We start from the raw sequence: 21,465 nt of genomic DNA, 5'->3' as shown, positions 1-21,465 counted from the left end.
CCCGTCGACAGGCGTCGACGTTCAGCCGACGACGGCCCGCACGTAGGCCACGCAGTCGTCGTGCAGCATCGACCACGGGTCGCCGAACACCTCGTCGGCGGCCTGCTCCGGGGTCCGTCCCTGGTGCACCACGGCCCGGTAGAAGTCCAGCATCCGCTGCTCGCCGTACCTGTCGACCAGATGGCGTACGGCCAGGTAGCCGACGCCGTACGCGCCGCCGACCCGGTCGTCGCTCGCGTCGTCGGCGGGCGCCACCGCCTCCAGCCGCCCGGACCAGCCGCCGCGCAGCAGGTCCCGCACCTCGGTCAGGCCGTCGTAGCGGTGTACGGGCTGACCGTCGGCACCGGCGTACTCGGCCAGCCCCTCCACCAGCCACCAGTCCGCGCGGTCGGCGTAGCCCCGGTCGGGCAGCGAGGCGGCGTGGGTCAGCTCGTGCCGGAGCAGGTCGTCGAGGCCGGCCGGGGTGACGATCTGGGCGTTGAGCACCACGTCGTGGCGTCCACCGCCGACGCCCACCGCGTAACCGGCTGTCCACTTCGGCCGCCCGCCTCCGTACCAGCGCTGCCACTCGCCCTTCCCGGCGTAGTAGACGAGGTACCGGTCCGGCGGCCGGCCGCCGATCGCGTACCGGTCCGCGGCCCGGGCGGCGGTCTCGGCCTGGGCGAGCAGGCCGGGCAACTTGCGCCGCTGGGCCGGCGTGGTGGCCACCACGACCCGCTTGCCGACCGTCACGGCCAGGTCGTTCATCTGCCACGGCCGTACACCGGCCGGGTCCGCCCCGGACGGTTCCAGCGCGGTCAGCCGGGGTTCCTCCCCGGCCAGCCGCCAGCGCGCACCCAGCTCCACAGTGCTCGGCGCACAGTCCGGCACCACGAAGCAGTAGCCCACAGTCACCGTCTGCCGCCACTCCCCCGGCCGCCCCTCGACAGCCTCCGGCACACCGTCCGCAGCCGGCCGCCACACGGTGACCCGCAGCGCCCGCAGCGCCGCGTACCGGCGGCTCAGCGCCGGCCGGGCCGCCGGCTCGACGACCGCGAGGAAGCCGGCCCGGTCCGCGCCGACGAGGGCGGCGGCCTGCCGGTCCAGCAGCGCGAGCATCCGCTCGCCGAGCCGCCGCTGCGCCGCCGTGCCCGGGTCGGCGTTCGCGGCCGACCGCCCGGCCGCATCCGGCGCCGACTCCCGCAGGAGAACGCCGGGCACGGCGCCCGCCACCAGGCCGAGCGCGAGTCCGAGCGCGGTCCAGAGCGGCCACCGCCGCCGTTGCCGCACCGTCCGCGTCGGGTCCGGCTGCACCAGGGGTACGGGGTACGACGCCGTACCAGCGGCGGGGTGCGGCAACGACGCCGCATCCGGTGCCGGTGCCGGTGCCGGTGCGATGGTGTCGACGGCGGCGTCCACGCCGGCGGGAGTGGCGGCGTTTTCGGCGCGGGTGTCGTCAGCGCTGGCGTCGGCGGCGGCGCTGAGGTTGGCAGCGCTCGCGTCGGCGGCGCGGTCGGCGTCGACGGTGGGGCGAGGCTCGTCGCCGTCCGTCGTCCGGCCGGGAGGCTGCTCGTCGCCGTCGGTCACCGGCGAAGGGTACGACCAATCGGGCGTTCCGGGAAAGAGTCCCGCCACTGTTCCGCCCCGCGGAGAGATCTTGGTACGGAAGCGCCCTGATGGGGGCCGTTTCGTACCAAGATCTCTCAGATCGGGGTGCCGGTCAGCGTCAACGCCGTCTTGTCGGCTGCCCACAGGGCCACCAGTGCCACTCCGGGTACGGCGTGGCCGGCCAGGGTCAGCAGCACGCCGCCGGTGAGGAAGCAGGCGGCCTGGACGGCGAGCTTGGCCGGGTCGGGCAGCGCCACTGTGGCACGCGGCGAGCAGAACAGGCCCCACACCACGGCGATCACCAGCGGCGTGCCGAGCCCGGCCAGCAGGCGTACCGGCCAGCCGGTGCCGAGCGTGAAGCCCCAGTACCCGGCCGAGCCCAGCAGGGCCAGTTCCAGCAGGAAGATCGCGCCGAGCAGCAGCGCCTTCATCGGTTCTCCCAGGAGAGGTAGGCACGGTCCAGACCGGCGACGAGTTCGCCGAAGGAACGGTCGGTGTCGCGGGGCAGCCCGAATCCGCCCGCCGCCTCCAGGGCGACGAAGCCGTGCACGGCGGCCCGGAACATCCGGATGGCGTCGGTCGCGGCGTCGCCGTCGAGGCCGTACCCGAGCAGGATGGCGCGGACCGCGCCGACCGCGCGCTGGCCGGCGGCGAGGTGTTCGGGGTCGGCCGGGTCGGGCGCCCGCTGGGCGGCCGGGTAGCGGCCGGGGTGCTGCCGCGCGTACTCCCGGTAGGCGGCGGCGACGGCGCGCAACGCGTCGCCGCCGGAGCGACCCGCGGCGGCGGCCGTGAGCACGTCGGCGATCTCGGCGGTGGCGAGCACCGCGAGCTTCTGGTGCAGCGCGTCCGCGCCCCGGACGTGCTTGTAGAGGCTCGGCAGCGCGACGCCGAGCCGGGCGGCGAGCGCGGCCAGGGTCAGCTTCTCGTAGCCGACCTCGTCGGCGAGCGCGGCGGCCTCCCGCACGACAGTCGCCGGGGTCAGACCGGCCCTAGGCACGTGCGGTCACCGCCAGGAACTCGACCAGGTCGGCGGCGGTGGCGTCGGGCTGGTCGGCGTGCGGGTAGTGCCCGGAGTCGGCGACCATGCGCGCCTCGGCGACGGCGAACAGCCGGCGCGCGGCCCGCGCCTCGGCGCCCGGGTCGGGGAAGTCCGGGTCCTTCGTACCCATCAGCACCAGCACCGGCCGGCGCACTTCGGGCGCGCGGGCGGTCCAGTGCGGGTCGGCCGGTGCGATCACGCCGCGCACCGCGGCCATCCGGCCGCGCAGCTTGGCGACCAGCTCCTTGCGGTACGCGGCGTCGTCGGCCGGCCGCCCGCAGGGGAACAGCGTGCGGTGGAACAGCCCGAACAGCCGAGGGCTGCGCAGCACTGCCGCCTGCGCCACACGCATCAGCGGGTTCGGCTTCGGCGTGCCGACGAACGGGCTGACCTGCACGATGCCGCTCACCAGGTCCGGTGCCTCGGCGGCGGCGAAGACCACGGCGGCGGCGCTGGAGGAGCTGCCGACCAGGGTGGCGGGCTCGCCGCCGAGCGCCCGCACCACGGCGAGCAGGTCGCCGCCGACCTGCTCGGGGGCGTACGTGGGCCAGTGCGGGCTGGAGTCGCCGTGCCCGCGTACGTCGACCGATGCGACCCGGTAACCGGCCGCGACCAGCCGGGGCGTCAGGTGGCGGAAGGCCGCCCGGTTCTCCCCCATGCCGTGCGAGAGGACCACGAGCGGTCCCGACCCGTGCACCTCGTACGCGATCGTGCCGCCGTCCCGCGCCACTTGACTAACCTTCATAGCCGTAAAGCTAATGGCATTAGCCAACCACCGTCAAGCTTGACCTCAACCCCCGATGAGGTCGCACGATCCCGGGCATGCCGATCACCGCCGACACCCACGTACGCCTCGCCCGCCCGAGCCGCGACCTCGCCGCCGCCGAACGGTTCTGGACGCAGGGGCTGGGCCTGGACGTGCTCTACCGGAGCGAGGGCGGTCACGCGGACGAGCACGACCTGGTGATGCTCGGGCTGCCCGGGGCGGGCTGGCACCTGGAGCTGGTCGGCGGCGCGACGCTCGCGGTCGAGCCGCGTCCCACCGGAGAGGACCTGTTAGTGCTCTATCTCGACGGCCCGGCCGACGACGAGCTGGTCCCGAGACTGGAACGGGCCGGCGGGACCAGGGTCTCCGCCGGCCCGTACTGGGACAGGTGGGGTGTCACGTTCGCCGACCCGGACGGCTACCGCCTCGTGCTGTGCACCCGGGCCTGGTCGAACGACTGACTCACTTCTTCGACAGCACCGCGCGGCCGAAGAACGCCAGGTTGGCCGGGCGCTCCGCGAGCCGGCGCATCAGGTAGCCGTACCACTGGTCGCCGTAGGGGACGTACGTCCGCACCGTGTAGCCCTCGCCGACCAGGCGCTGCTGCTCCTCCGGGCGGATGCCGTAGAGCATCTGGAACTCGAACCGGCCCGGGTCGCGGTCGAACCAGCGCGCCCGGTCCTCGCCGATCGCGATCAGGCGCGGGTCGTGCGTGGCCAGCATCGGGTAGCCGTCGCCGGACATCAGCACGTTCATGCAGCGCACGTACGACTTGTCCACCTCGCGGGCAGACTGGTACGCCACCGACTCCGGCTCCTTGTACGCGCCCTTGCACAGCCGCACCCGCGACCCGGCCGAGGCCAGCTCCCGGCAGTCCGACTCGGTCCGCCGCAGGTACGCCTGGAGCACCGCGCCCGTACCCGGGTGGTCCTTGCGGAGCTTCGCCAGGATGTCCAGCGTCGAGTCGGTGGTGGTGTGGTCCTCCATGTCGAGCGTGACAGTGGTGCCCGCCGCGTCGGCCGCCGCGCAGATCGCCCGCGCGTTGTCGTACGCGAGCTGCTCGTCGAACATCTGGCCCAGCGCGGACAGCTTCACGCTGACCTCGGCGGCCGGGGTGAGCCCGGCGGCGGCGAGGCGGCTCAGCAGCGTGAGGTACTCGTCCCGGGTGGCGTTCGCCTGTTCCGGGGTGGTGGTGTCCTCGCCCAGGTAGTCGAGGGTGACCGCTTGGCCGTCGGCGACCAGCTCGCGGGTTGCGCGCAGCGCGTCGTCGGTGGCGGCGCCGGCGACGAACCGGCGGACGACGTCCCGGGTGAACGGGGCCGTCGCGACGAGCCGCTCCACCTGGGTAGACCGGGAGGCGGCGAGGATGACGGAACGGAGCATGAGCCGAGCGTAACGCTCACCACCGGGCCCTCGCCGGGTGCGTCCGAGGCCCGTTCCCTCCCGCCCTCCGACCGGCCCGGGCACCCCCGGCTGGCGGGGATCGGCTACAACGTTCACGTGGATCGACGACACCCCCGGCGCCGGCTCCGCTCGGCCTCCGTGCAGCTCGGCGCGCTGACCGCGCTGGCCCTCGCGCTCTCCGGCTGCAACAACGGTTACGACGACGACGATGACGACTGCGCGCTCGGGCCGGCCGGCGGAGGTGGCGACACCGTCGCGGTCGCCCTGCTCGTGCCCGCGCCGGCCACCGCCGCGCGCGGCGAACCCGCCCCGACCGCCGCGCTGCCCGAGCGCGGCGGCTTCGGCACCCACCTCGCCTCCTGCGGCGGCTGACGTGCGCCGCGAGGCGAGCACGCCGCGCCCCGGCTGGGACGAGACCATCCGGGCCCAGGGCCTGGTGTACGTGGACACCGAGCTGCCCGACGGCGAGATCATGTCGTACTGGGACGAGACTGCGGCGTACTCCTTCACGCTGGACGAGGTGCTCCGGCTGGAGGAGGCCACGGAGGAACTGCACCGGATGTCGGTGGCCGCCGCCGAGCACGTGGTGGCCCGCCGCCGGTACGCCGAGTTCGGCATCCCCGAGTGGGCCGCCGAGGCGGTCGCCCGCTCGCTGCGGGAGTCCCCGCCGACGCTCTACGGCCGGTTCGACCTCTGGTACGACGGCAGCGGGCCGCCGAAGATGCTGGAGTACAACGCCGACACCCCGACCGCGCTGGTCGAGGCGAGCATCGTGCAGTGGTACTGGCTGGAGCACACCCGCCCGGACGCGGACCAGTGGAACAGCCTGCACGAACGGCTGGTCGGCGCGTGGGCCAAGATCGGCGCCGGGCTGCACGAGCCGAGGGCACACGTGCTCTGGTCCTCCGAGGAGGAGTCGGGCGAGGACCAGATCACCGCCGGCTACCTGGCCGAGACGGCCCGCCAGGCCGGGCTGGACGTGACGCTCATGCCGATCCAGCGGGTCGGCTGGGACGGGCGGCGTTTCGTCGACGCCGACGACCGGCCGATCACCACCTGCTTCAAGCTCTACCCCTGGGAGTGGATGCTGGCCGAGCCGTACGGGCGGCCGGCGCTCGACCCGGGCACGCCCACCACCTGGATCGAGCCGGCCTGGAAGCTGCTGCTGTCGAACAAGGCGCTGCTGGCGGTGCTCTGGGAGATGTACCCGGGGCACGACTACCTGCTGCCCGCGTACCTGGACTCGCCGCGCGGCATGACCGAGTACGTGGCCAAGCCGCTGCTCGGCCGCGAGGGCGGCTCGGTACGCATCGTGACCGGCGACACGGAGATCACCAACCCGGGGATCTACGGCGACGAGGGCTTCTGCTTCCAGGAGTTCCGCGCGTTGCCCGAGTTCGAGGGCAACCGGACGGTGCTCGGGAGCTGGATCGTGGACGGCGAGTCGGCCGGTGCCGGGGTCCGTGAGAGCGAGAGCCTCATCACTGACGGTTACGCGCGGTTCCTGCCCCACTACATCGACGCACCGCGTGTGCTCTGAGTCGTCTACCGTTGGTGTCGTGAACTTCGACGCGTACGCCCGGACCGGGGTCGAGCTCGTCAACGCCCGGCTGGACGACCTGGACGGCCTGCGGGCCGTCTTCTCGGACGAGCAGGGCTGGATGCGCGACGAGGTCGCGGAACGGGACCTGGCGATCTTCCGGCGGGCGCAGAAGCGCCTCCGGGACGTCTTCGAGTACGGCACCTCGGGCCGGGACGCCGACGCGGTCTCCGAACTGAACGCGATGCTGGAGGCGTTCCCGGTGCAGCCGCGCATCTCCGGGCACGACTCCTCCGACTGGCACATGCACGTGACCAGCCGGGGCGCGTCGGTCTCCTCCGAATACCTGGCCGGCGCGGTCTGGGGCCTGTCGGTGTGGCTGTGCGAGTACGGCAGCGCCCGCTTCGGGGTCTGCGCCGACGACCGCTGCGGCAACGTCTACCTGGACACCTCGTCCAACTGCTGCCGGCGGTTCTGCTCCGAGCGCTGCGCCACCCGCTCCCACGTGGCAGCGCATCGGGCCCGCAAGCGGGCCGCGGTCGGCGAGCAGGCCGTCCCGGCGCAGCCGCTGTCCCCGGTGAGCTGACCTCCGCAGCGCTCCGGCCGCCCTTGCTCGAACGGCGGCCGGGGCGGCGCGTGCCGGTCAGACGTCGACCGGCGACGGCGCGGTCAGGTTGGCCCGGGCGAACTCCAGCGACTCCCGCAGGTCCGCCTCGCGGACCGCGCGGCTCTTCGCGCCCCGGGTGGTCACCTCCACCGCCACCGAGCCGGTGAACCCCCGCCCGGCCAGCGAGCGGAGCATCTCCGCGCAGGGCTGACCGCCGCGACCGGGCACCAGGTGCTCGTCGCGCCCCTCGCCGGTGCCGTCGCCGAGGTGCACGTGCGCCAGCCCGGAACCCATCCGGTCGGCCATCGCCATCGCGTCGGTGTGCGAGGCCGCGCAGTGCGACAGATCCAGCGTGTACGAGGCGTACCCGATCTCGGTCGGATCCCAGCCCGGCGCGTACGGGACGAACTGCCGCCCGGCCATCCGCACCGGATACATGTTCTCCACCCCGAAGTGCAGGCCGCCGAACTGCCCGGCGATCGTGTCGAGCCCGTCGGCGAAGGTGCGCGCGTAGTCACGCTGCCAGGTGAACGGCGGATGCACCACGACAGTGGGCGCCTCCAGCGTCTCGGCCAGCTCGGCGGCCTTGCGCAGCCGCTCCCACGGGTCGGGGCTCCACACCCGCTGGGTGACGAGCAGGCACGGGGCGTGGACCGACAGCACCGGGACGCCGTAGTGCTCGGCGAGGCCGCGCAGCGCGCCCGCGTCCTGGCTGACCGGGTCGGTCCAGACCATCACCTCGATGCCGTCGTAGCCGAGCTCGGCGGCGAGCTGGAACGCCGCCGCGGTCCGTTCGGGAAAGACCGAGGACGTGGACAGGAGCACCGGAACGCGGTAAGTCACACCTCCGAGGGTAGCTCCAACCGCCAGCGAGCATCGGGACGAGCAACCGCAAAGCATCCCAGAGCGCTCGTACTGTCACATCGGCGCGAGCTGATCCAGCCGGCGAAGGATGACGCCCTCCCGCAGCGCCCACGGGCAGATGTCCACGCAGTCCACGTCGAGGCGCCGCATCACCGCCTCCGCCACCACCGCGCCCGCGAGGAGCTGGTGGGCCCGCTGCGCGCTCACCCCCTCCAGCTCGGGCAACTGGGCCGGCGGGATGTGCCTGATGAACCCCAGCACCTGCCGCAGGCCGGTACGGGTCAGGCTGCGGCGCGCCCACAGACCCGCACCCGAAGGCGCGGCGCCGGCCAGCCGGGCCAGCGTGCGGAACGTCTTCGAGGTGGCCACCGGACGCTCCCAGCCCACCGCTGTCAACTGCTCCACCACCGGGTCGAGCTGCGCGTTCACGTACGCCCGCAGTTCCTCCACGGCCTCGGCCGACGGCGGCGCCGTGCCGGCCGGATCGACGGCGAGCCGCTCCCGGCTGAGCCGCCCCGCGCCGAGCGGCAGCGAGATCGCCACGTCCGGGTGCTCGTCGATGCCGGCGGCCAGCTCCAGCGAGCCGCCGCCGATGTCCATCGCCAGCAGCCGCCCCGCGGACCAGCCGAACCACCGCCGCACCGCCAGGAACGTCATCCGCGCCTCGTCCGCGCCGGAGAGCACCTCCAGGCGTACGCCCGTCTCGTCGCGGACGCGCGCCAGCACGTCGGCGGCGTTCGTGGCGTCGCGGACCGCGCTCGTCGCGAACGCCAGCAGATCCTCGGCGCCCAGCCCGTCAGCCGCCGCCCGGGCCATGCCGACCGCCTTGACCAGGCCGTCCGCGCCGCCGTCGGTGAGCGCGCCGTCCGGCCCGATCTGCTCGGCCAGCCGCAGCACCACCTTCTCCGAGTGCGCCGGCCAGGGATGCGCGCCGTGGTGGGCGTCGACCACCAGCAGGTGCACCGTGTTGGAACCGACGTCGAGGACACCCAGTCGCATGGGGAAGACCCTAGGGCCAACACGTTTCGTCGGCTCGGCGGCCGGGCGGGGTCACCGCGCGTACGCTGGTCCGAGTGACAGGGCAGATCGAGCTTCACGTGCTGGTGGACGACCCCGAGGACCCGCGCAGCCGCGAGGTCGGGCTGGACTTCCCCCGGGAGTGGATCGAGTTCGTCGACCCGGCCGACGCGAAGCACGTCGTCCGCGCCGACCTGACCTGGTTGCTGTCCCGCTGGACGTGCATCTTCGGTCAGGGCTGCCACGGCATCATCGCCGGACGCGCCGCCGACGGGTGCTGCTCGCACGGCGCGTTCTTCACCGACTCCGACGACGAGAAGCGGGTCCGGGCAGCGGTGAAGCGGCTGACGCCGGAGACGTGGCAGCACTTCCGGCGCGGCTTCAAGAACTGGACCGAGAACGACACCGTCGACGGCAAGACGCCGGCCCGGCGTACCGCCACCCGCGACGTGGACGCCCCGTGCGTGTTCCTCAACGACGCCGACTTCCCCGGTGGGGGCGGCTGCGCACTGCACGCCCAGGCGCTGCGCGACGGCGTGCACCCGCTGGAGTACAAGCCGGACGTCTGCTGGCAGTTGCCGGTACGCCGCGACCAGGAGTGGCACAATCGGCCGGACAACACCAAGGTGCTGATCTCCACGCTGGCCGAGTTCGACAGGCGCGGCTGGGGCGCCGGCGGGCACGACCTCGACTGGTGGTGCACGTCCTCCACCGACGCGCACGTCGGCGCCGAGCCGATGTACGTCTCGTACGGGCCGGAGCTGACCGCGCTGATCGGTGCGCCCGCGTACGCGAAGCTGGCCGAACTCTGCGCCGCCCGGCAGCGCCAGGGTCAGATCGCCCCGCACCCCGCAAGCGAGTGAAGGCCGGCACCCCGTTGGTTCGGGGTGCCGGCCTTCGCTGTTTCTTACTTGTTCGTCTTAGCTGTTCCAGTGCTGGGCGACGAGGTCGGCGGCCTGCTGCTCCCACTGGGCGTAGTGGTCGGGGTAGGCCGACACCTGGACGGTCTGGGCGGCCTTGGTCAGGGGCATGTCCTGCCAGCCGTCGACCTGCTTCAGACCCTTCAGGAACGCCGTCGTGGAGTACTCGGGGTCGGTGATCTGCTCGACCGTGCCCCAACCGCTGGACGGGCGCTGCTGGAACAGGCCCTGCGAGTCGTGGTCGTTACGGTCACCGAGGTGGCCGAGGTTCTCCAGCTTCGACTCCTGCAACGCCGTGGCGATGGACACGACGGCGGCACGCTCGTCCATGCCGGCCTTCTTGGTGGCGGCGATGATGGCCTTGACGTTGGCGGTCTGCTCGTCGTTGAGGTCGATGCGCGACTGCTCACCCTGCACACCGTGCGGGATCAGCTTGTCACCCTGCACACTCACACTGACCGGCTTGGTGTGGGTGGTGTCCGCCGCGTGCGCAGCCACCGGACCGGCGAACACGCCACCGGTGAAAGCCAGACCAGCAACACCCAGAATGCTCTTAGCCAGGATCGTGTTCATGGAGGGCTCCATTCGGGGGATCGACGCCCACACCGACAGGGGGGCCGGCGCGGGTGCGAGCACCGTCAGGCGCTCAAAAGACTGGGGGGATCGGCTGCTCGCGAGGGTCGGGGGTGCCTCGTCGCGGCGCCGGAAGCATGTTCAACGACCCGCCACCCGCCACCATTCCCGGGGGCACCACACGCCTCCGGAGAGCAGGCGCGGGGGTTCACGTCGTCGGAACCGTGTTCAACGACCAGCCGGCCAGGATGATTCCCCGCGGCTCACGTCGCCGGAACCGTACTCAACGACCAGCGGCCCGGGGTGACTCCGAGGCCTTGCAGATACCACCCCGCTCGCGGGGCGAGCCTTGCTCGGTCGTTCACCCGGATACAACGCCACCCACCCGCCAGCGATTCCACCCCCAGAGTGCCACCCACCACCCCCGAACCGAACACCCCCGCCCAAACCGGCACGACACTCCCGCGCCCCGCACCTCGCCGCACCCCCCGGACCCTCCCACCAGCACCACCTGCACCCCCAGCACCCCCAGCACCACTCCACCGGGAGTCGGGATCAGGCGCCGAGCCCAGCGCGATGATCGCCCGGTGGGGGCACCCCGCACGGCAGCCGCCCCCCTGCCGCCCGACCGCGACACGAGGTTCACGCGCTCGACCCCACCGTCGATCATGAGGTTAGCGGCGACAAAACGGACACCGACCGCCGCCAAGTTCATGATCGACGCGTCCCCGAGGCCGGCTCGGGGGCGGGAGTGAAGCGCCGCGCGGCTCGCCTGCGCGATCTTGCAGTTCGAGCCCTTCAGGTGTCCCATTCACGCGGTTTGCCGGGTACCTAAGTGCAAGATCGGCGGGTGGGGCCCCGGGGGGCTTGGGCGGGTCCTGCCCGGGGATCGGCGGGAGCTGGCCACTGTCCCGCGCCGACCCGGCGATCTTGGAGTTGTGGTGCCTCGCGAAGCGCGCCAAAGCGGGCATGTCGTGGCGCCACAACTCCAAGATCGGCGACAGGTGGCGGGATAGGGCGGCCGGGGAGAGGGGGGATCAGGGCTCGAACTTGTAGCCCAGGCCCCGGACCGTGACGATGTAGCGCGGGGCGGACGGCTCCGGCTCGATCTTGGAGCGCAGCCGCTTCACGTGCACGTCCAGCGTCTTGGTGTCGCCCACGTAGTCGGCACCCCAGACCCGGTCGATCAACTGACCCCGGGTGAGCACCCGCCCGGCGTTGCGCAGCAGCAGCTCCAGCAGCTCGAACTCCTTGAGCGGGAGCTGCACCCCGGCGCCGCCGACCGTCACCACGTGCCGTTCGATGTCCATCCGGACCGGGCCGGCGGCGAGCGTCGGCGCGCCCGTCTCGTTCGACTCGGCGCTCTGCCGGCGCAGCACCGCCCGGATGCGGGCGACCAGTTCGCGCGGCGAGTACGGCTTGGTCACGTAGTCGTCGGCGCCGATCTCCAGGCCGACCACCTTGTCGATCTCGCTGTCCCGCGCGGTGACCATGATGATCGGCACGTGCGAGCGCTGGCGGAGCTGCCGGCAGACCTCGGTACCGGACATCTCCGGCAGCATCAGGTCGAGCAGCACGATGTCGGCGCCGGTCCGGTCGAACTCGGTGAGGGCGGCGGGGCCCGTCGCGGCGACGGAGACCTCGAACCCCTCCTTGCGGAGCATGTAGGACAGGGCGTCGGAGAACGACTCCTCGTCCTCGACCACCAGTACGCGGCTCAACGGGTGTTTCCTTTCCTGTGGTCAGACCTGCCGGAGCTCGGCCGGGCCGGCCTCGATCCCAGCGGAGGCGAGTGTCGCCTCCAGGTCGTCCGGGGGGCGTGCGGGCAGCCGGAGAGTGAACGTCGACCCCCCACCAAGGGTGCTCGACACGTCCACCCGGCCGCCATGGTTGCTGGCGATGTGTTTGACGATGGCCAGGCCCAGGCCGGTGCCACCGGTGGACCGGGAGCGGGCCTGGTCGGCCCGGTAGAAGCGCTCGAAGATCCGGTCGACCTCGTTCGGGGCGATTCCGATGCCCTGGTCGGCCACGGCGATCTCGACGTGCTCCTCGGTGCCGGTGACTGTCACCCGGACCGTGGTGTCCTCGCCGGAGTAGTTGATCGCGTTCTCCACCAGGTTCGCCACAGCGGTGGCGAGTTGGCTGTCACTCCCGTACACGGTCAGGCCCCGCTGCCCACCCACGGCGATCTCCACCCGGCGCGCGGTGGCCGCGGTGCGGGTCCGGTCGACGACCTCGGCGAGCACCCAGTCCACCGAGACCGGCTCGGGCGCGGGCTGCGGTTCGGCGCCCTGGAGGCGGGTCAGTTCCAGCAGCTCCTGCACGAGGCGGCCGAGCCGGGTCGACTCGTGCTGGATCCGCTCGGCGAACCGCCGCGCGGCGACCAGGTCCTCGGACAGGTCGGGCGCGCCGTCGGCGGCCGGTTCGGTGGCGTCGACGAGCGCCTCGGCGAGCAGTTGCAGCGCACCGATCGGCGTCTTCAGCTCGTGGCTGACGTTCGCGACGAAGTCCCGGCGTACCCGCGCGAGACGGTGCGACTCGGTGACGTCGACCGCCTCGATCGAGATGTAGCCGGAGCCCAGTCCCATCGCCCGCAGGTGCACGCCGAGCGGGTTGTCCCCGCCGCTGTCGCGGCCCCGGGGCAGGTCCAGCTCTATCTCGCGCCGCACGCCCGTGCGGCGGACCTGCCCGGCGAGGGTACGGATCAACGGGTGCGCCGCGATCGACCCCGGCGTCGCCCCGGTACGGAGCAGTCCCATCGCCCGGGCGGCGGGGTTCACCAGCACCGGCACGTCGTCCGGGCCGAGCACCACCACGCCTGCGCGCAGCGAGTCGATCGTCTTGCGGCCGAGCCCGGATAGGCCCCCCTGCTGGTCGTCCGGAATGGTCGTCCTCCCTGCGTCACGACGGAGGAGCCCGCCGCCCCGCGACGCCCGGCGGCGCCGCCATTCGTCAACGGGTCCGGACAGCAGCGCCCCGGCGACCAGTCCGGTCACCAGTGCTCCGGCCACCACGACGGCCACCGCCCATTCCACCCGGCGATCGTAGGGTCATTGTTAACCCGGGTATCGGGCACAAAGGGACGAACCACCCTCGCTTTCGGCAAAGTTCACCCGTGGGCCCCGCGTCGTTCATCCGCGTTCACCCTGGTGCCGACCGTTCGGCCTAGCGTGGGGCGCGCACCTGCTCCTGCCGTACCCCATGGGGGTGGCGGCCACCGACCCCAGGAAGTGACGATGCGCGACGAGTTCCGGGCCGACCTGCAGATTGTCAGCCAGTTGCTGGTGGACATGGCCGAGGCGGTACGCGCGGCCATGCGGCAGGCCACCAAGGCGCTGCTCACCGCCGACCGGACAGCCGCCGAGACGGTGATCGCGCGGGACGCCGAGATCGACGACCTCTACCGGCACGTGGAGGAGCGGGTCTGTGACCTGCTGGCCCGGCAGGCGCCGGTCGCCTCCGACCTGCGGGCGATGATCACCGCGTTGCACGTGGCAGCCGATCTGGAACGGATGGGCGACCTGGCCGACCACGTGGCGAAGACGGCGCTGCGCCGCCACCCCTCCCCGGCGGTGCCGGCCGAGTTGCGGCCGGTCTTCACCGACATGGCCGGAATCGCCGACCGGATGGCCGAGAAGATCGGCTCGGTGCTGGCCAAGCCGGACGCCGACGTGGCCGCCGAACTGGACAGCGACGACGACGCGATGGACGACCTGCACAAGAGCCTGTTCGGCGTGCTGCTCGGCGACGACTGGCCGTACGGGGTGGAGACGGCGATCGACGCGACGCTGCTGGGTCGCTTCTACGAGCGTTTCGCCGACCACGCGGTGAACGCGGGCGAGCACGTGGTCTACCTGATCACCGGTTCCACGTCCGCCTGACCCTGTGCAAGGAAGGGCCCCTTATTAACGCTGAGGGTTAACAAGGGGCCCTTCCTCTACCGCAGACGTTAAAAAGGGGCCCTTCCTTACACCCAGGCTCAGCGGCCCTGGTTGGCGACCGCGGCGGCGGCAGCCTTCGCCGCGTCCGGGTCCAGGTACGTCCCGCCGAGCACCTGCGGGCGCAGGTCGGCGTCCAGGTCGTAGCGCAGCGGGATGCCGGTGGGGATGTTCAGCTTGGCGATCGCGTCATCGGAGATCTGGTCGAGGTGCTTGACCAGGGCGCGCAGCGAGTTGCCGTGCGCGGCCACCAGCACCGTCCGGCCGGCCAGGATGTCCGGCACGATCGAGTCGTACCAGTAGGGCAGCATCCGGTCGACGACGTCCTTCAGGCACTCGGTGCGCGGCATCAGCTCGGTCGGCAGCAGCGCGTACCGGGGGTCGCCGACCTGCGACCACTCGTCCGCGTCGTCGATCGGCGGCGGCGGCGTGTCGTACGAGCGGCGCCAGAGCATGAACTGCTCCTCGCCGTACTCGTCGAGGGTCTGCTTCTTGTCCTTGCCCTGCAGGGCGCCGTAGTGGCGTTCGTTGAGCCGCCACGACCGGCGTACCGCGATCCAGTGCCGGTCGGCGGCGTTCAGCGCCAGCTCGGCGGTGCGGATGGCTCGGCGCATCAGGCTCGTGTGCACCACGTCCGGCAGCAGGTCGTGCTCGCGCAGCAGCTCGCCGCCGCGCCGCGCCTCGCTCTCCCCCTTGGTGGTCAGGTCGACGTCGACCCAGCCGGTGAAGAGGTTCTTCGCGTTCCAGTCGCTCTCGCCGTGCCGCAGCAGGACCAGCGTCCCGACGGTGGGCCCCTCGCTCGCAGTCATGCCGATCATCCTGCCGTACGGCGCGGGCGGACACGCGGCGACCTGTGGTGACGACCACCACGTGGAAAACCTGATGACCACGGCTCCGGCCCGGCACTAGGTTGTAAGGCGTCTCAAAGAGGTCGGTCATTACCAAGCGGGGGGCGTCGGGATGCGGACGGTACGGGGCTGGTTCCAGGACACAGCCGGTGGCCTGCCACGGACGTTCTGGTACCTCTGGGCCGGCACGCTGATCAACCGGCTCGGCTCGTTCGTCCTGATCTTCCTGGCCATCTACCTGACCCAGGAACGCGGCTTCTCCGCTTCCCAGGCCGGACTGGTGATCGGCCTCTGGGGCGCCGGCGGCGCGGTCGGCACCACCATCGGCGGCACCCTGACCGACCGCTGGGGACGGCGGCCCACGCTGCTCACCGCGCACGTCGGCGCGGCGGGCATGATGGTCGCGCTCGGCTTCGCCCGCCCGCTCTGGGCGGTCGCCGTGGGCGCATTGCTGCTCGGCGCATTCGCCGAGGCGGCCCGCCCCGCCTTCGGCGCCATGATGGTCGACGTCGTGCCGGACAAGGACCGGCTGCGGGCCTTCTCGCTGAACTACTGGGCCATCAACCTCGGCTTCGCCTGCGCCGCCGTGCTCGCCGGCTTCGCCGCCCAGGGCAGCTACCTGCTGTTGTTCCTGGTGAACGCGACCACCACACTGGTGACCGCGCTCATCATCTTCGCCAAGGTCGGCGAGACCCGCGGCCCGGTCACCGCTCTCCCGGTCAAGGGGATGCCGGCGCCGGCGGGGGCACTCCGCACCATCCTCGCCGACCGGGTGTTCCTCGGCTTCGTCGCGCTCAACCTGCTCGCCGCGCTGGTGTTCCTCCAGCACATCTCGATGCTGCCGATCGCGATGGGCGACTCCGGGCTCAGCCCGGCCACGTACGGCTCGGTGATCGCACTGAACGGCGTGCTCATCGTGGTCGGCCAGCTGTTCGTACCCCGGCTCATCAAGGGCCGCAGCCGCTCGCACGTGCTGGCCCTCGCGGCGCTGGTGATGGGCGCCGGGTTCGGGCTCACCGCGTTCGCCGACACGGTCTGGCTCTACGGCCTGACCGTGCTGATCTGGACCGTCGGCGAGATGCTCAACTCGCCGTCCAACGCCACCCTGATCGCGGAGCTGTCCCCGGCCGCGCTGCGCGGCCGCTACCAGGGCGTCTTCTCGCTGTCCTGGCAGCTCGCCGGCGCCGCCGCGCCGATTCTCGGCGGCCTGGTCCGGGAGAACGCCGGCAACAGCACGCTCTGGCTCGGCTGCGCGGGCATCGGCGTCGTGGCGGCGGTCGCCCACCTGATCTCCGGCCCGGCCCGGGAGCGCCGCGCGGTCGCGCTGCGCGCCGTGGGCACGCCGGTCACGCCGGTCACCGTCACCGCCTCCCCGGCGCCCGAGGCGGGCGAGGCCGCGGCGACCGCACCCGCCGCGCCGGTCCGGGCCGGTTCCTGAGTACGCCCCGACGCAGCCGCCCCGAGGCGGGTGGATACGGTACGGGAAGGAATCGGTAAGGAAACCTTCCTGGAGGACGGGTGCGCGGCCTGCGGCGCTGGTGGGACGACACGGCCGGCGGACTACCGGCCACGTTCTGGTACCTCTGGTCCGGTCTGCTGATCAACCGGGCGGGCGCGTTCGCGCTGCTGTTCCTGTCGCTCTACCTGACCGCCGCGCGGGGCGCCCCGCCGTCGCTGGCCGGGCTGGTGGTCGGCGCGTACGGGATCGGCGGCGCGGCCGGGACGCTGCTCGGCGGCGTACTGGCCGACCGGTGGGGACGGCGGGCCACGCTGCTCGCTGCCCACCTCGCCGCCGCCGGGCTGATGGCGGCGCTGGCGTTCAGCACGCACCTGGCGGTGATCGCCGCACTCGCCACGCTGGTCGGAGTGGCGCACTCGATGCCCAGCCCGGCGTTCGTGGCCGCCATCGTGGACGTGGTACCCGAGGCGCGCCGCTCCCGCGCGTTCAACCTGCAGTTCTGGGCGTTCAACCTGGGCATGGCGGTGGCCTCGCTGCTGGCCGGCATCCTCGCCGAGGCGAGCTTCACCGCGCTGTTCCTGGTCGACGCCGGAGCCACGCTGGCCGCGGCGGTGGTGATCGCGCTGAAGGTGCCGGAGACGCTCACCCGGCGGCCGGCGCTCACACCACGGGCGGTGGTGGGACGCCGTCCCGGGCTGCACACCGCGCTGACCGACCGCACGTTCCTGGTGTTCGTCGGGCTGACGTTCCTGCTGGCCGTGCTGACCATGCAGACCTCCACGATCATGCCGCTGGCGATGCGCGAGGACGGCCTGCGCCCGTCGGCGTACGGGCTGGTGGTGGCGCTCGGCGGGGCGCTCATCGTGGCCGGGCAGCTGTTCGTGCCCCGGCTCATCGAGCCGTACCGGAAGTCGAGCGTGCTGGCCGTCTCCACCGGCCTGATGGCGCTCGGGTTCGGCGCGCTCACAGTGGCCGACGGGCTGCCGCTCTACCTCGGCGCGGCGGTGGTCTGGACGGTCGGGCAGATGCTCGCCGCGCCGCCGAACGCGCAGATCAACGCGGACCTCGCGCCACCCGATCTGCGCGCCCGTTACCAGTCGGTGTTCTACCTGACGTTCCCGGCCGCGTCGTTCGTGGCGCCGGCGCTCGGCGGGCTCAGCCTGGAACACCTGGGCGAGCGGCACTGGCTGGTGGTGGGCGCGCTCGGCCTGCTCGCCGCCGCCGGGCACCTGCTCGCCGGACCGCGCCGGGAACGGCGGGTCGCCGCGCTGCGGGCAGCGGCGGCGAAACCGGTCGAATCCGTTCGCTGAGGGCTGCTGAGGGCTCGGGGAGACAACGGCAGAGCGCCCACCTCGACCCCCGTCGAGATGGGCGCTCGTACCGTACGCCCGGCGGCGGCGGGCGACACTCACCCCCGTAAGCGTCGCCCGCTCGCGCCGCCGGTTCCACGGGTGGCACCGTCCCCCAACGGCGTGCTCCACCCGATCTTCGCGTCTCGCCTGCGCGGATCTGATCGATCCACCGCTCCCCCGAACGTAAACAAGCGTGACGCGGTGCAATAAAGTTAGTTCGCCCGGATTCCGGATTCAACCCAGATCGCTGTCTTGCCCGTCACAGCGCCCGTGTCGGAAACCCGGCTGTCCGTGTTGTCGTCCCTGGAATGGCAAACACCGGGTTCCCGTCGGCCATTCCCGCAAACCTCAGCCGTCCTCGCGATTCGGGTTCTCGGTCCGGAAGAAGTTGCTCTGCCGGCCGTCCCGCATCTGCTCCTGGTAGATCAGGTTCAGCCGCCGCAGGTCGAACGTGCGGAACCAGTCGTCCCAGGTGATCTCGCGGATCCGGCTGCTCTCCCGGTACCCGGGGATGTTGAACGTCAGCACCCCGGGCCGGCCCTCGCGCTCGGTACCCGCGATGGTGGCGGGCTTCGCACCCCGCGCCCTCGCCCAGCGCTGGATCACCTCGTGGTTGCGGGTGACCAGGCTCCGGCCCGGACGCTCCGGCCGGTCCGCGAGGGACGTGATGAGCTGCGACGATCCGATCGACCGGCTGGACGCCGGCCCACGGGTCGGCGCCGCCTGCGCCCGGGCGGACGACGTCTTCCGAGCCGGCGCCGCCTTGGCCCGCGACGGGGCCGCCTTGGCGCGCGAAGGAGCGGCCTTCGCCCGAGCCGGAGCCGCCTTCGCGCGAGCCGGGGCGGCCTTCGCGCGAGCCGGGGCGGCCTTCGCGCGAGCCGGGGCGGCCTTCGCGCGAGCCGGGGCGGCCTTGGCCCGAGCCGGCGTCGCCTTCGCGCGGGACGAGGCCGTCTTCGCGCGGGACGAGGTCGCCTTCGCTCGGGACGAGGTCGCCTTCGCTCGGGTGGGCGCCGCCTTGCGCGTACCCGTCGCCTTGGCCCTGGCGCCGGTGGCGCGTGCGGCCGGCGCGGCCTTCGCCGGCGACGTGGTGCTGCGGCGGGCCGACGTGGTCCGCTTCGCCGCCGTGGTCTTCTTGGCGGCGGTGCTCTTGCGGGTCGCCGACGGCCGGCCGGCCGGGCCGGTGCTCCGCCGGGCGGCGCCGCCCTCCCCGCGCATGGTCCGCGCCAGGGTCTTCACCAGTTCCGGCTTCCGCAGCGCGGAGATCCCCGAGACCCCGCGCCGTTTGAGCTGGCTGCGGAGGTCGTCGACCTTCATCCGGGAGATCGCCGACTCCGACACCCTCGGGGTGTTCGGCGTCTGATTGCCGGTTTGCCGCTTGGTCCGGGTCGCAGTCGTGCCGCGACCTGAGCTGTTGCGCTGAGCCATGGGACACGCTCCTCGACAGTCCGTCCTCGGCCCGCGGTGGGTCCCAGTGCTCCCCACCGCGCGGGGCGGCATACCCGTCAGGAGGGCTCCGAACCTCCGGCGGACGATCCGGCAGTGGCGGAGGGCTCGAAGAGGTGCGCGAACGCGGCCAGGTTGGCTGTCGACTCACCGCGCTTGACCCGCCACTCCCACTCCCGGCGGATGGCGGTGCCGAAGCCGATCTCCAGCATGCTGTCGAACGACTCGTCGGCGTACGTCAGCACGGAACCGAGCAGCCGGTCCAGCTCGTCGGCGTCGATCCCGGCCAGGTTGACCCGCCCGGTCAGGTAGACGTCGCCGACCGCGTCGATGGAGAACGAGACGCCGTACATGCGGGCGTTGCGCTGGAGCAGCCAGGCCCACAGCTCCTCGCGGCGCTCGTCGGGCTGCCGCATCACGAACGCCTCGACCCGCAGCGCGTGCTCACCCACGATCAGGTTGCAGATCGTCTTGAGCTTGTGCGTGCCGGGCAGCGTCACCGCGTACGACGCCTCGCCGGTGGACTCCCACTCCAGCTCACGCTCCGCGCAGACGGACTCGATCAGCGCGGCGACCTCACTCCTGCGGCTCATCGCACCCACTCTACGACCGGCGTACCGGGGCCGCCGGGTGGCGGATCACCAGGAGCACAGCAGGGCCGGGTCGCCGCACCGCCGCGCCAGCCGGGCCCGGTGCTCGGTGATCGCCTCCCCGTAGACCGCGAGCAGGCCGGAGGCGGTGCGGTGCCAGGAGAAGTCCCGGGCGTGCCGCTCGGCGCCGCGGCCCAGCGCGGCACGGCGTACCGGATCGGGCAGCAGCCGGGCCAGCGCGCGGGCCCAGTCGACCGGGTCGTGCCCGTCGATGAGCATGCCGCTGACGCCGTCGCGTACCGCGGTCACCAGGCCGCCCACGGCGGCGGCCAGCACCGGCGTGCCGCACGCCTGGGCCTCCAGCGCGACCAGCCCGAACGACTCGTTGTGCGACGGCACCGCGACCAGGTCCGCGGCCCGGTAGAGGGCGGGCAGGTCGGCGCCGGTCTGCGGCGGGAGGAAACGCACCCGGTCGGCGATGCCGAGCGCGTGCGCGAGTTCGATCAGCGCGGTGGGCCGGTCCAGGCCGGTGCCGCTCGGACCGCCGCAGATCACCACGGTCAGCTCGCCGGCCAGCGCCGGATCCCGTTCGCGCAGCGCGGCGGCGGCGCGGACCAGCACGTCCGGCGCCTTCAGCGGCTGGATCCGGCCGACGAACGCGACCACGTACCCGTCGGTCGGCAGGCCGAGCCGGCGGCGAGCGGCCCGGGTCGCGGCGTCCCGGTCGCCCGCGGCGGGACGGAACCGGTCCAGGTCGACGCCGGGCTCCACGACCGCCACCCGGTCCGGCTCGGCCGCGTACCGGTCGAGCAGGTCGCGAGCCTCGACCCGGGTGTTGGCGACCAGCCGGTCCGCCTCGGTGACCACCTGCTCCTCGCCGATCACCCGGGCCTTCGGCTCGGGACGGTCTCCGACGGCGAGGCGGGCGTTCTTGACCTTGGCGAGCGTGTGCGCGGTGTGCACCAGCGGTACGCCCCAGCGCTCCTTGGCCAGCCACCCGACCTGACCGGAGAGCCAGTAGTGCGAGTGGATCAGGTCGTAGTGGCCCGGCGGGCGGGCCGCCTCGGCACGCAGCACCCCGGCGGTGAAGGCGCAGAGCTGACCCGGCAGTTCCTCCTTGGTCAGCCCTTCCAGCGGTCCGGCGGTGACGTGCCGGACGGACACGCCGGGCGCCACCTCGACCACCGGGGGCAGGTCACCGGCGGTGGCACGGGTGAAGATCTCCACCTCGACGTCGGCCTCGGCCAGCCGCCGGGCAACCTCCAGGATGTAGACGTTCATGCCGCCCGCGTCACCCGTGCCGGGCTGGTGCAGCGGCGACGTGTGCACCGACAGGGTGGCGATACGGCGGGGCCGTGGCCACGGAAGGGCACCTCGCTGACGACCGACACCGGTGTGCAAATCCGCCACGTCCGCTCCCTCTGTCACGGTTGATGCCGTCCCGCACGACCGGCGCTTCTCGGTCAACCCGTGTGCCGGATGTCATCTTCCCCATCGGGGTACGGAAATGCTTTCCGC

The 21,465-nt window shown here is 72.8% G+C and carries 22 protein-coding genes; 8 read left to right on the top strand and 14 right to left on the bottom strand.

What is annotated here, in order from left to right; translation table 11 throughout:
- Nucleotides 1–21: 21 nt before the first annotated feature.
- The 4 genes from FHX31_RS00580 to FHX31_RS00565 form a co-directional block, all read right to left on the bottom strand.
- Nucleotides 22–1,566 carry a hypothetical protein gene (locus FHX31_RS00580; protein WP_184974554.1) on the bottom strand — a complete coding sequence of 515 codons (1,545 nt, stop codon included), beginning with the start codon at nucleotides 1,564–1,566 and terminating at the stop codon, nucleotides 22–24.
- Nucleotides 1,567–1,682: 116 nt separating this feature from the next.
- Complete coding sequence (locus tag FHX31_RS00575) at nucleotides 1,683–2,018, bottom strand: YrdB family protein (protein WP_091330727.1); 336 nt, start codon at nucleotides 2,016–2,018, stop codon at nucleotides 1,683–1,685.
- On the bottom strand, nucleotides 2,015–2,584 hold the full coding sequence (locus tag FHX31_RS00570) for a TetR/AcrR family transcriptional regulator (protein WP_030269185.1): 570 nt from the start codon (nucleotides 2,582–2,584) through the stop codon (nucleotides 2,015–2,017). Before FHX31_RS00570 ends, FHX31_RS00575 begins: the two co-directional genes overlap by 4 nt.
- Entirely contained in the window at nucleotides 2,577–3,371 is a 795-nt protein-coding gene (locus tag FHX31_RS00565) for an alpha/beta fold hydrolase (RefSeq protein WP_184974551.1), read from the bottom strand. Before FHX31_RS00565 ends, FHX31_RS00570 begins: the two co-directional genes overlap by 8 nt.
- Nucleotides 3,372–3,448: 77 nt before the next feature.
- Between FHX31_RS00565 and FHX31_RS00560 the strand changes: the two genes are divergently transcribed.
- Nucleotides 3,449–3,853 carry a VOC family protein gene (locus tag FHX31_RS00560; RefSeq protein ID WP_013288766.1) on the top strand — a complete coding sequence of 135 codons (405 nt, stop codon included), beginning with the start codon at nucleotides 3,449–3,451 and terminating at the stop codon, nucleotides 3,851–3,853.
- A gap of 1 nt (nucleotide 3,854) precedes the next feature.
- Here FHX31_RS00560 and FHX31_RS00555 read toward each other — a convergent pair whose 3' ends face one another.
- Nucleotides 3,855–4,775, bottom strand: a complete 921-nt coding sequence (locus tag FHX31_RS00555; protein WP_013288767.1) for a proline dehydrogenase family protein — start codon at nucleotides 4,773–4,775, stop codon at nucleotides 3,855–3,857.
- Between the two features lie 117 nt (nucleotides 4,776–4,892).
- Here FHX31_RS00555 and FHX31_RS00550 point away from each other — a divergent pair, with 117 nt between their 5' ends.
- The 3 genes from FHX31_RS00550 to FHX31_RS00540 are packed head-to-tail and all read left to right on the top strand — an operon-like array spanning nucleotide 4,893 to nucleotide 6,922.
- Entirely contained in the window at nucleotides 4,893–5,168 is a 276-nt protein-coding gene (locus FHX31_RS00550) for a hypothetical protein (RefSeq protein ID WP_225319763.1), read from the top strand.
- Between the two features lies 1 nt (nucleotide 5,169).
- The gene (locus tag FHX31_RS00545; protein WP_013288769.1) at nucleotides 5,170–6,336 is read left to right on the top strand and encodes a glutathionylspermidine synthase family protein; all 1,167 of its coding nucleotides are present in this window, start codon (nucleotides 5,170–5,172) and stop codon (nucleotides 6,334–6,336) included.
- 19 nt (nucleotides 6,337–6,355) lie between these two features.
- Nucleotides 6,356–6,922 (top strand): CGNR zinc finger domain-containing protein, encoded by a 567-nt coding sequence (locus FHX31_RS00540; RefSeq protein WP_013288770.1) that lies wholly within the window; start codon nucleotides 6,356–6,358, stop codon nucleotides 6,920–6,922.
- A gap of 57 nt (nucleotides 6,923–6,979) precedes the next feature.
- On the opposite strand, the gene FHX31_RS00535 is transcribed toward FHX31_RS00540, so the two are convergent.
- Nucleotides 6,980–7,786, bottom strand: a complete 807-nt coding sequence (locus FHX31_RS00535) for a sugar phosphate isomerase/epimerase family protein (RefSeq protein ID WP_013288771.1) — start codon at nucleotides 7,784–7,786, stop codon at nucleotides 6,980–6,982.
- A gap of 75 nt (nucleotides 7,787–7,861) precedes the next feature.
- Nucleotides 7,862–8,806, bottom strand: coding sequence for a Ppx/GppA phosphatase family protein (locus FHX31_RS00530; protein WP_013475139.1), 945 nt, complete (start codon nucleotides 8,804–8,806; stop codon nucleotides 7,862–7,864).
- A gap of 74 nt (nucleotides 8,807–8,880) precedes the next feature.
- On the opposite strand from FHX31_RS00530, the gene FHX31_RS00525 reads away from it, so the two are divergent.
- Entirely contained in the window at nucleotides 8,881–9,687 is an 807-nt protein-coding gene (locus FHX31_RS00525; RefSeq protein ID WP_184974548.1) for a DUF3109 family protein, read from the top strand.
- A gap of 57 nt (nucleotides 9,688–9,744) precedes the next feature.
- Here the strand turns inward: FHX31_RS00525 and FHX31_RS00520 are convergent, their stop codons facing one another.
- The 3 genes from FHX31_RS00520 to FHX31_RS00510 all read right to left on the bottom strand — a co-directional run bounded on the left by FHX31_RS00520 (nucleotide 9,745) and on the right by FHX31_RS00510 (nucleotide 13,352).
- Nucleotides 9,745–10,317, bottom strand: coding sequence for a hypothetical protein (locus FHX31_RS00520; protein WP_151014403.1), 573 nt, complete (start codon nucleotides 10,315–10,317; stop codon nucleotides 9,745–9,747).
- A gap of 1,037 nt (nucleotides 10,318–11,354) precedes the next feature.
- Nucleotides 11,355–12,038, bottom strand: coding sequence for a response regulator transcription factor (locus tag FHX31_RS00515; RefSeq protein ID WP_030272198.1), 684 nt, complete (start codon nucleotides 12,036–12,038; stop codon nucleotides 11,355–11,357).
- 21 nt (nucleotides 12,039–12,059) lie between these two features.
- Complete coding sequence (locus FHX31_RS00510; RefSeq protein WP_244879688.1) at nucleotides 12,060–13,352, bottom strand: sensor histidine kinase; 1,293 nt, start codon at nucleotides 13,350–13,352, stop codon at nucleotides 12,060–12,062.
- A gap of 201 nt (nucleotides 13,353–13,553) precedes the next feature.
- On the opposite strand from FHX31_RS00510, the gene phoU reads away from it, so the two are divergent.
- Complete coding sequence (phoU, locus tag FHX31_RS00505) at nucleotides 13,554–14,198, top strand: phosphate signaling complex protein PhoU (protein ID WP_013288777.1); 645 nt, start codon at nucleotides 13,554–13,556, stop codon at nucleotides 14,196–14,198.
- A gap of 98 nt (nucleotides 14,199–14,296) precedes the next feature.
- Here the strand turns inward: phoU and FHX31_RS00500 are convergent, their stop codons facing one another.
- Nucleotides 14,297–15,064: a phosphoglyceromutase gene (locus tag FHX31_RS00500; protein ID WP_184974545.1), complete on the bottom strand. Its 768-nt coding sequence runs from the start codon at nucleotides 15,062–15,064 to the stop codon at nucleotides 14,297–14,299.
- A gap of 151 nt (nucleotides 15,065–15,215) precedes the next feature.
- Here FHX31_RS00500 and FHX31_RS00495 point away from each other — a divergent pair, with 151 nt between their 5' ends.
- A complete protein-coding gene (locus tag FHX31_RS00495; protein ID WP_184974543.1) occupies nucleotides 15,216–16,541 on the top strand; it encodes an MDR family MFS transporter in 1,326 nt (441 codons plus the stop codon).
- An 80-nt stretch (nucleotides 16,542–16,621) separates the two neighbouring features.
- Nucleotides 16,622–17,872, top strand: a complete 1,251-nt coding sequence (locus FHX31_RS00490; protein ID WP_013288780.1) for an MFS transporter — start codon at nucleotides 16,622–16,624, stop codon at nucleotides 17,870–17,872.
- 390 nt (nucleotides 17,873–18,262) lie between these two features.
- Here the strand turns inward: FHX31_RS00490 and FHX31_RS00485 are convergent, their stop codons facing one another.
- The 3 genes from FHX31_RS00485 to mshA form a co-directional block, all read right to left on the bottom strand.
- Nucleotides 18,263–19,228: a hypothetical protein gene (locus tag FHX31_RS00485; RefSeq protein WP_486481643.1), complete on the bottom strand. Its 966-nt coding sequence runs from the start codon at nucleotides 19,226–19,228 to the stop codon at nucleotides 18,263–18,265.
- Between the two features lie 188 nt (nucleotides 19,229–19,416).
- Nucleotides 19,417–19,950, bottom strand: a complete 534-nt coding sequence (locus tag FHX31_RS00480) for a type III secretion system chaperone family protein (RefSeq protein WP_091330720.1) — start codon at nucleotides 19,948–19,950, stop codon at nucleotides 19,417–19,419.
- 45 nt (nucleotides 19,951–19,995) lie between these two features.
- Nucleotides 19,996–21,357: a D-inositol-3-phosphate glycosyltransferase gene (mshA, locus tag FHX31_RS00475; protein WP_013288783.1), complete on the bottom strand. Its 1,362-nt coding sequence runs from the start codon at nucleotides 21,355–21,357 to the stop codon at nucleotides 19,996–19,998.
- Nucleotides 21,358–21,465: the final 108 nt, after the last annotated feature.

The sequence above is a fragment of the Micromonospora sp. CNZ286 genome (assembly GCF_014207755.1).
Note: the sequence above shows the minus strand (reverse complement) of the source record. Positions and strands in the feature narration are given on the sequence as shown.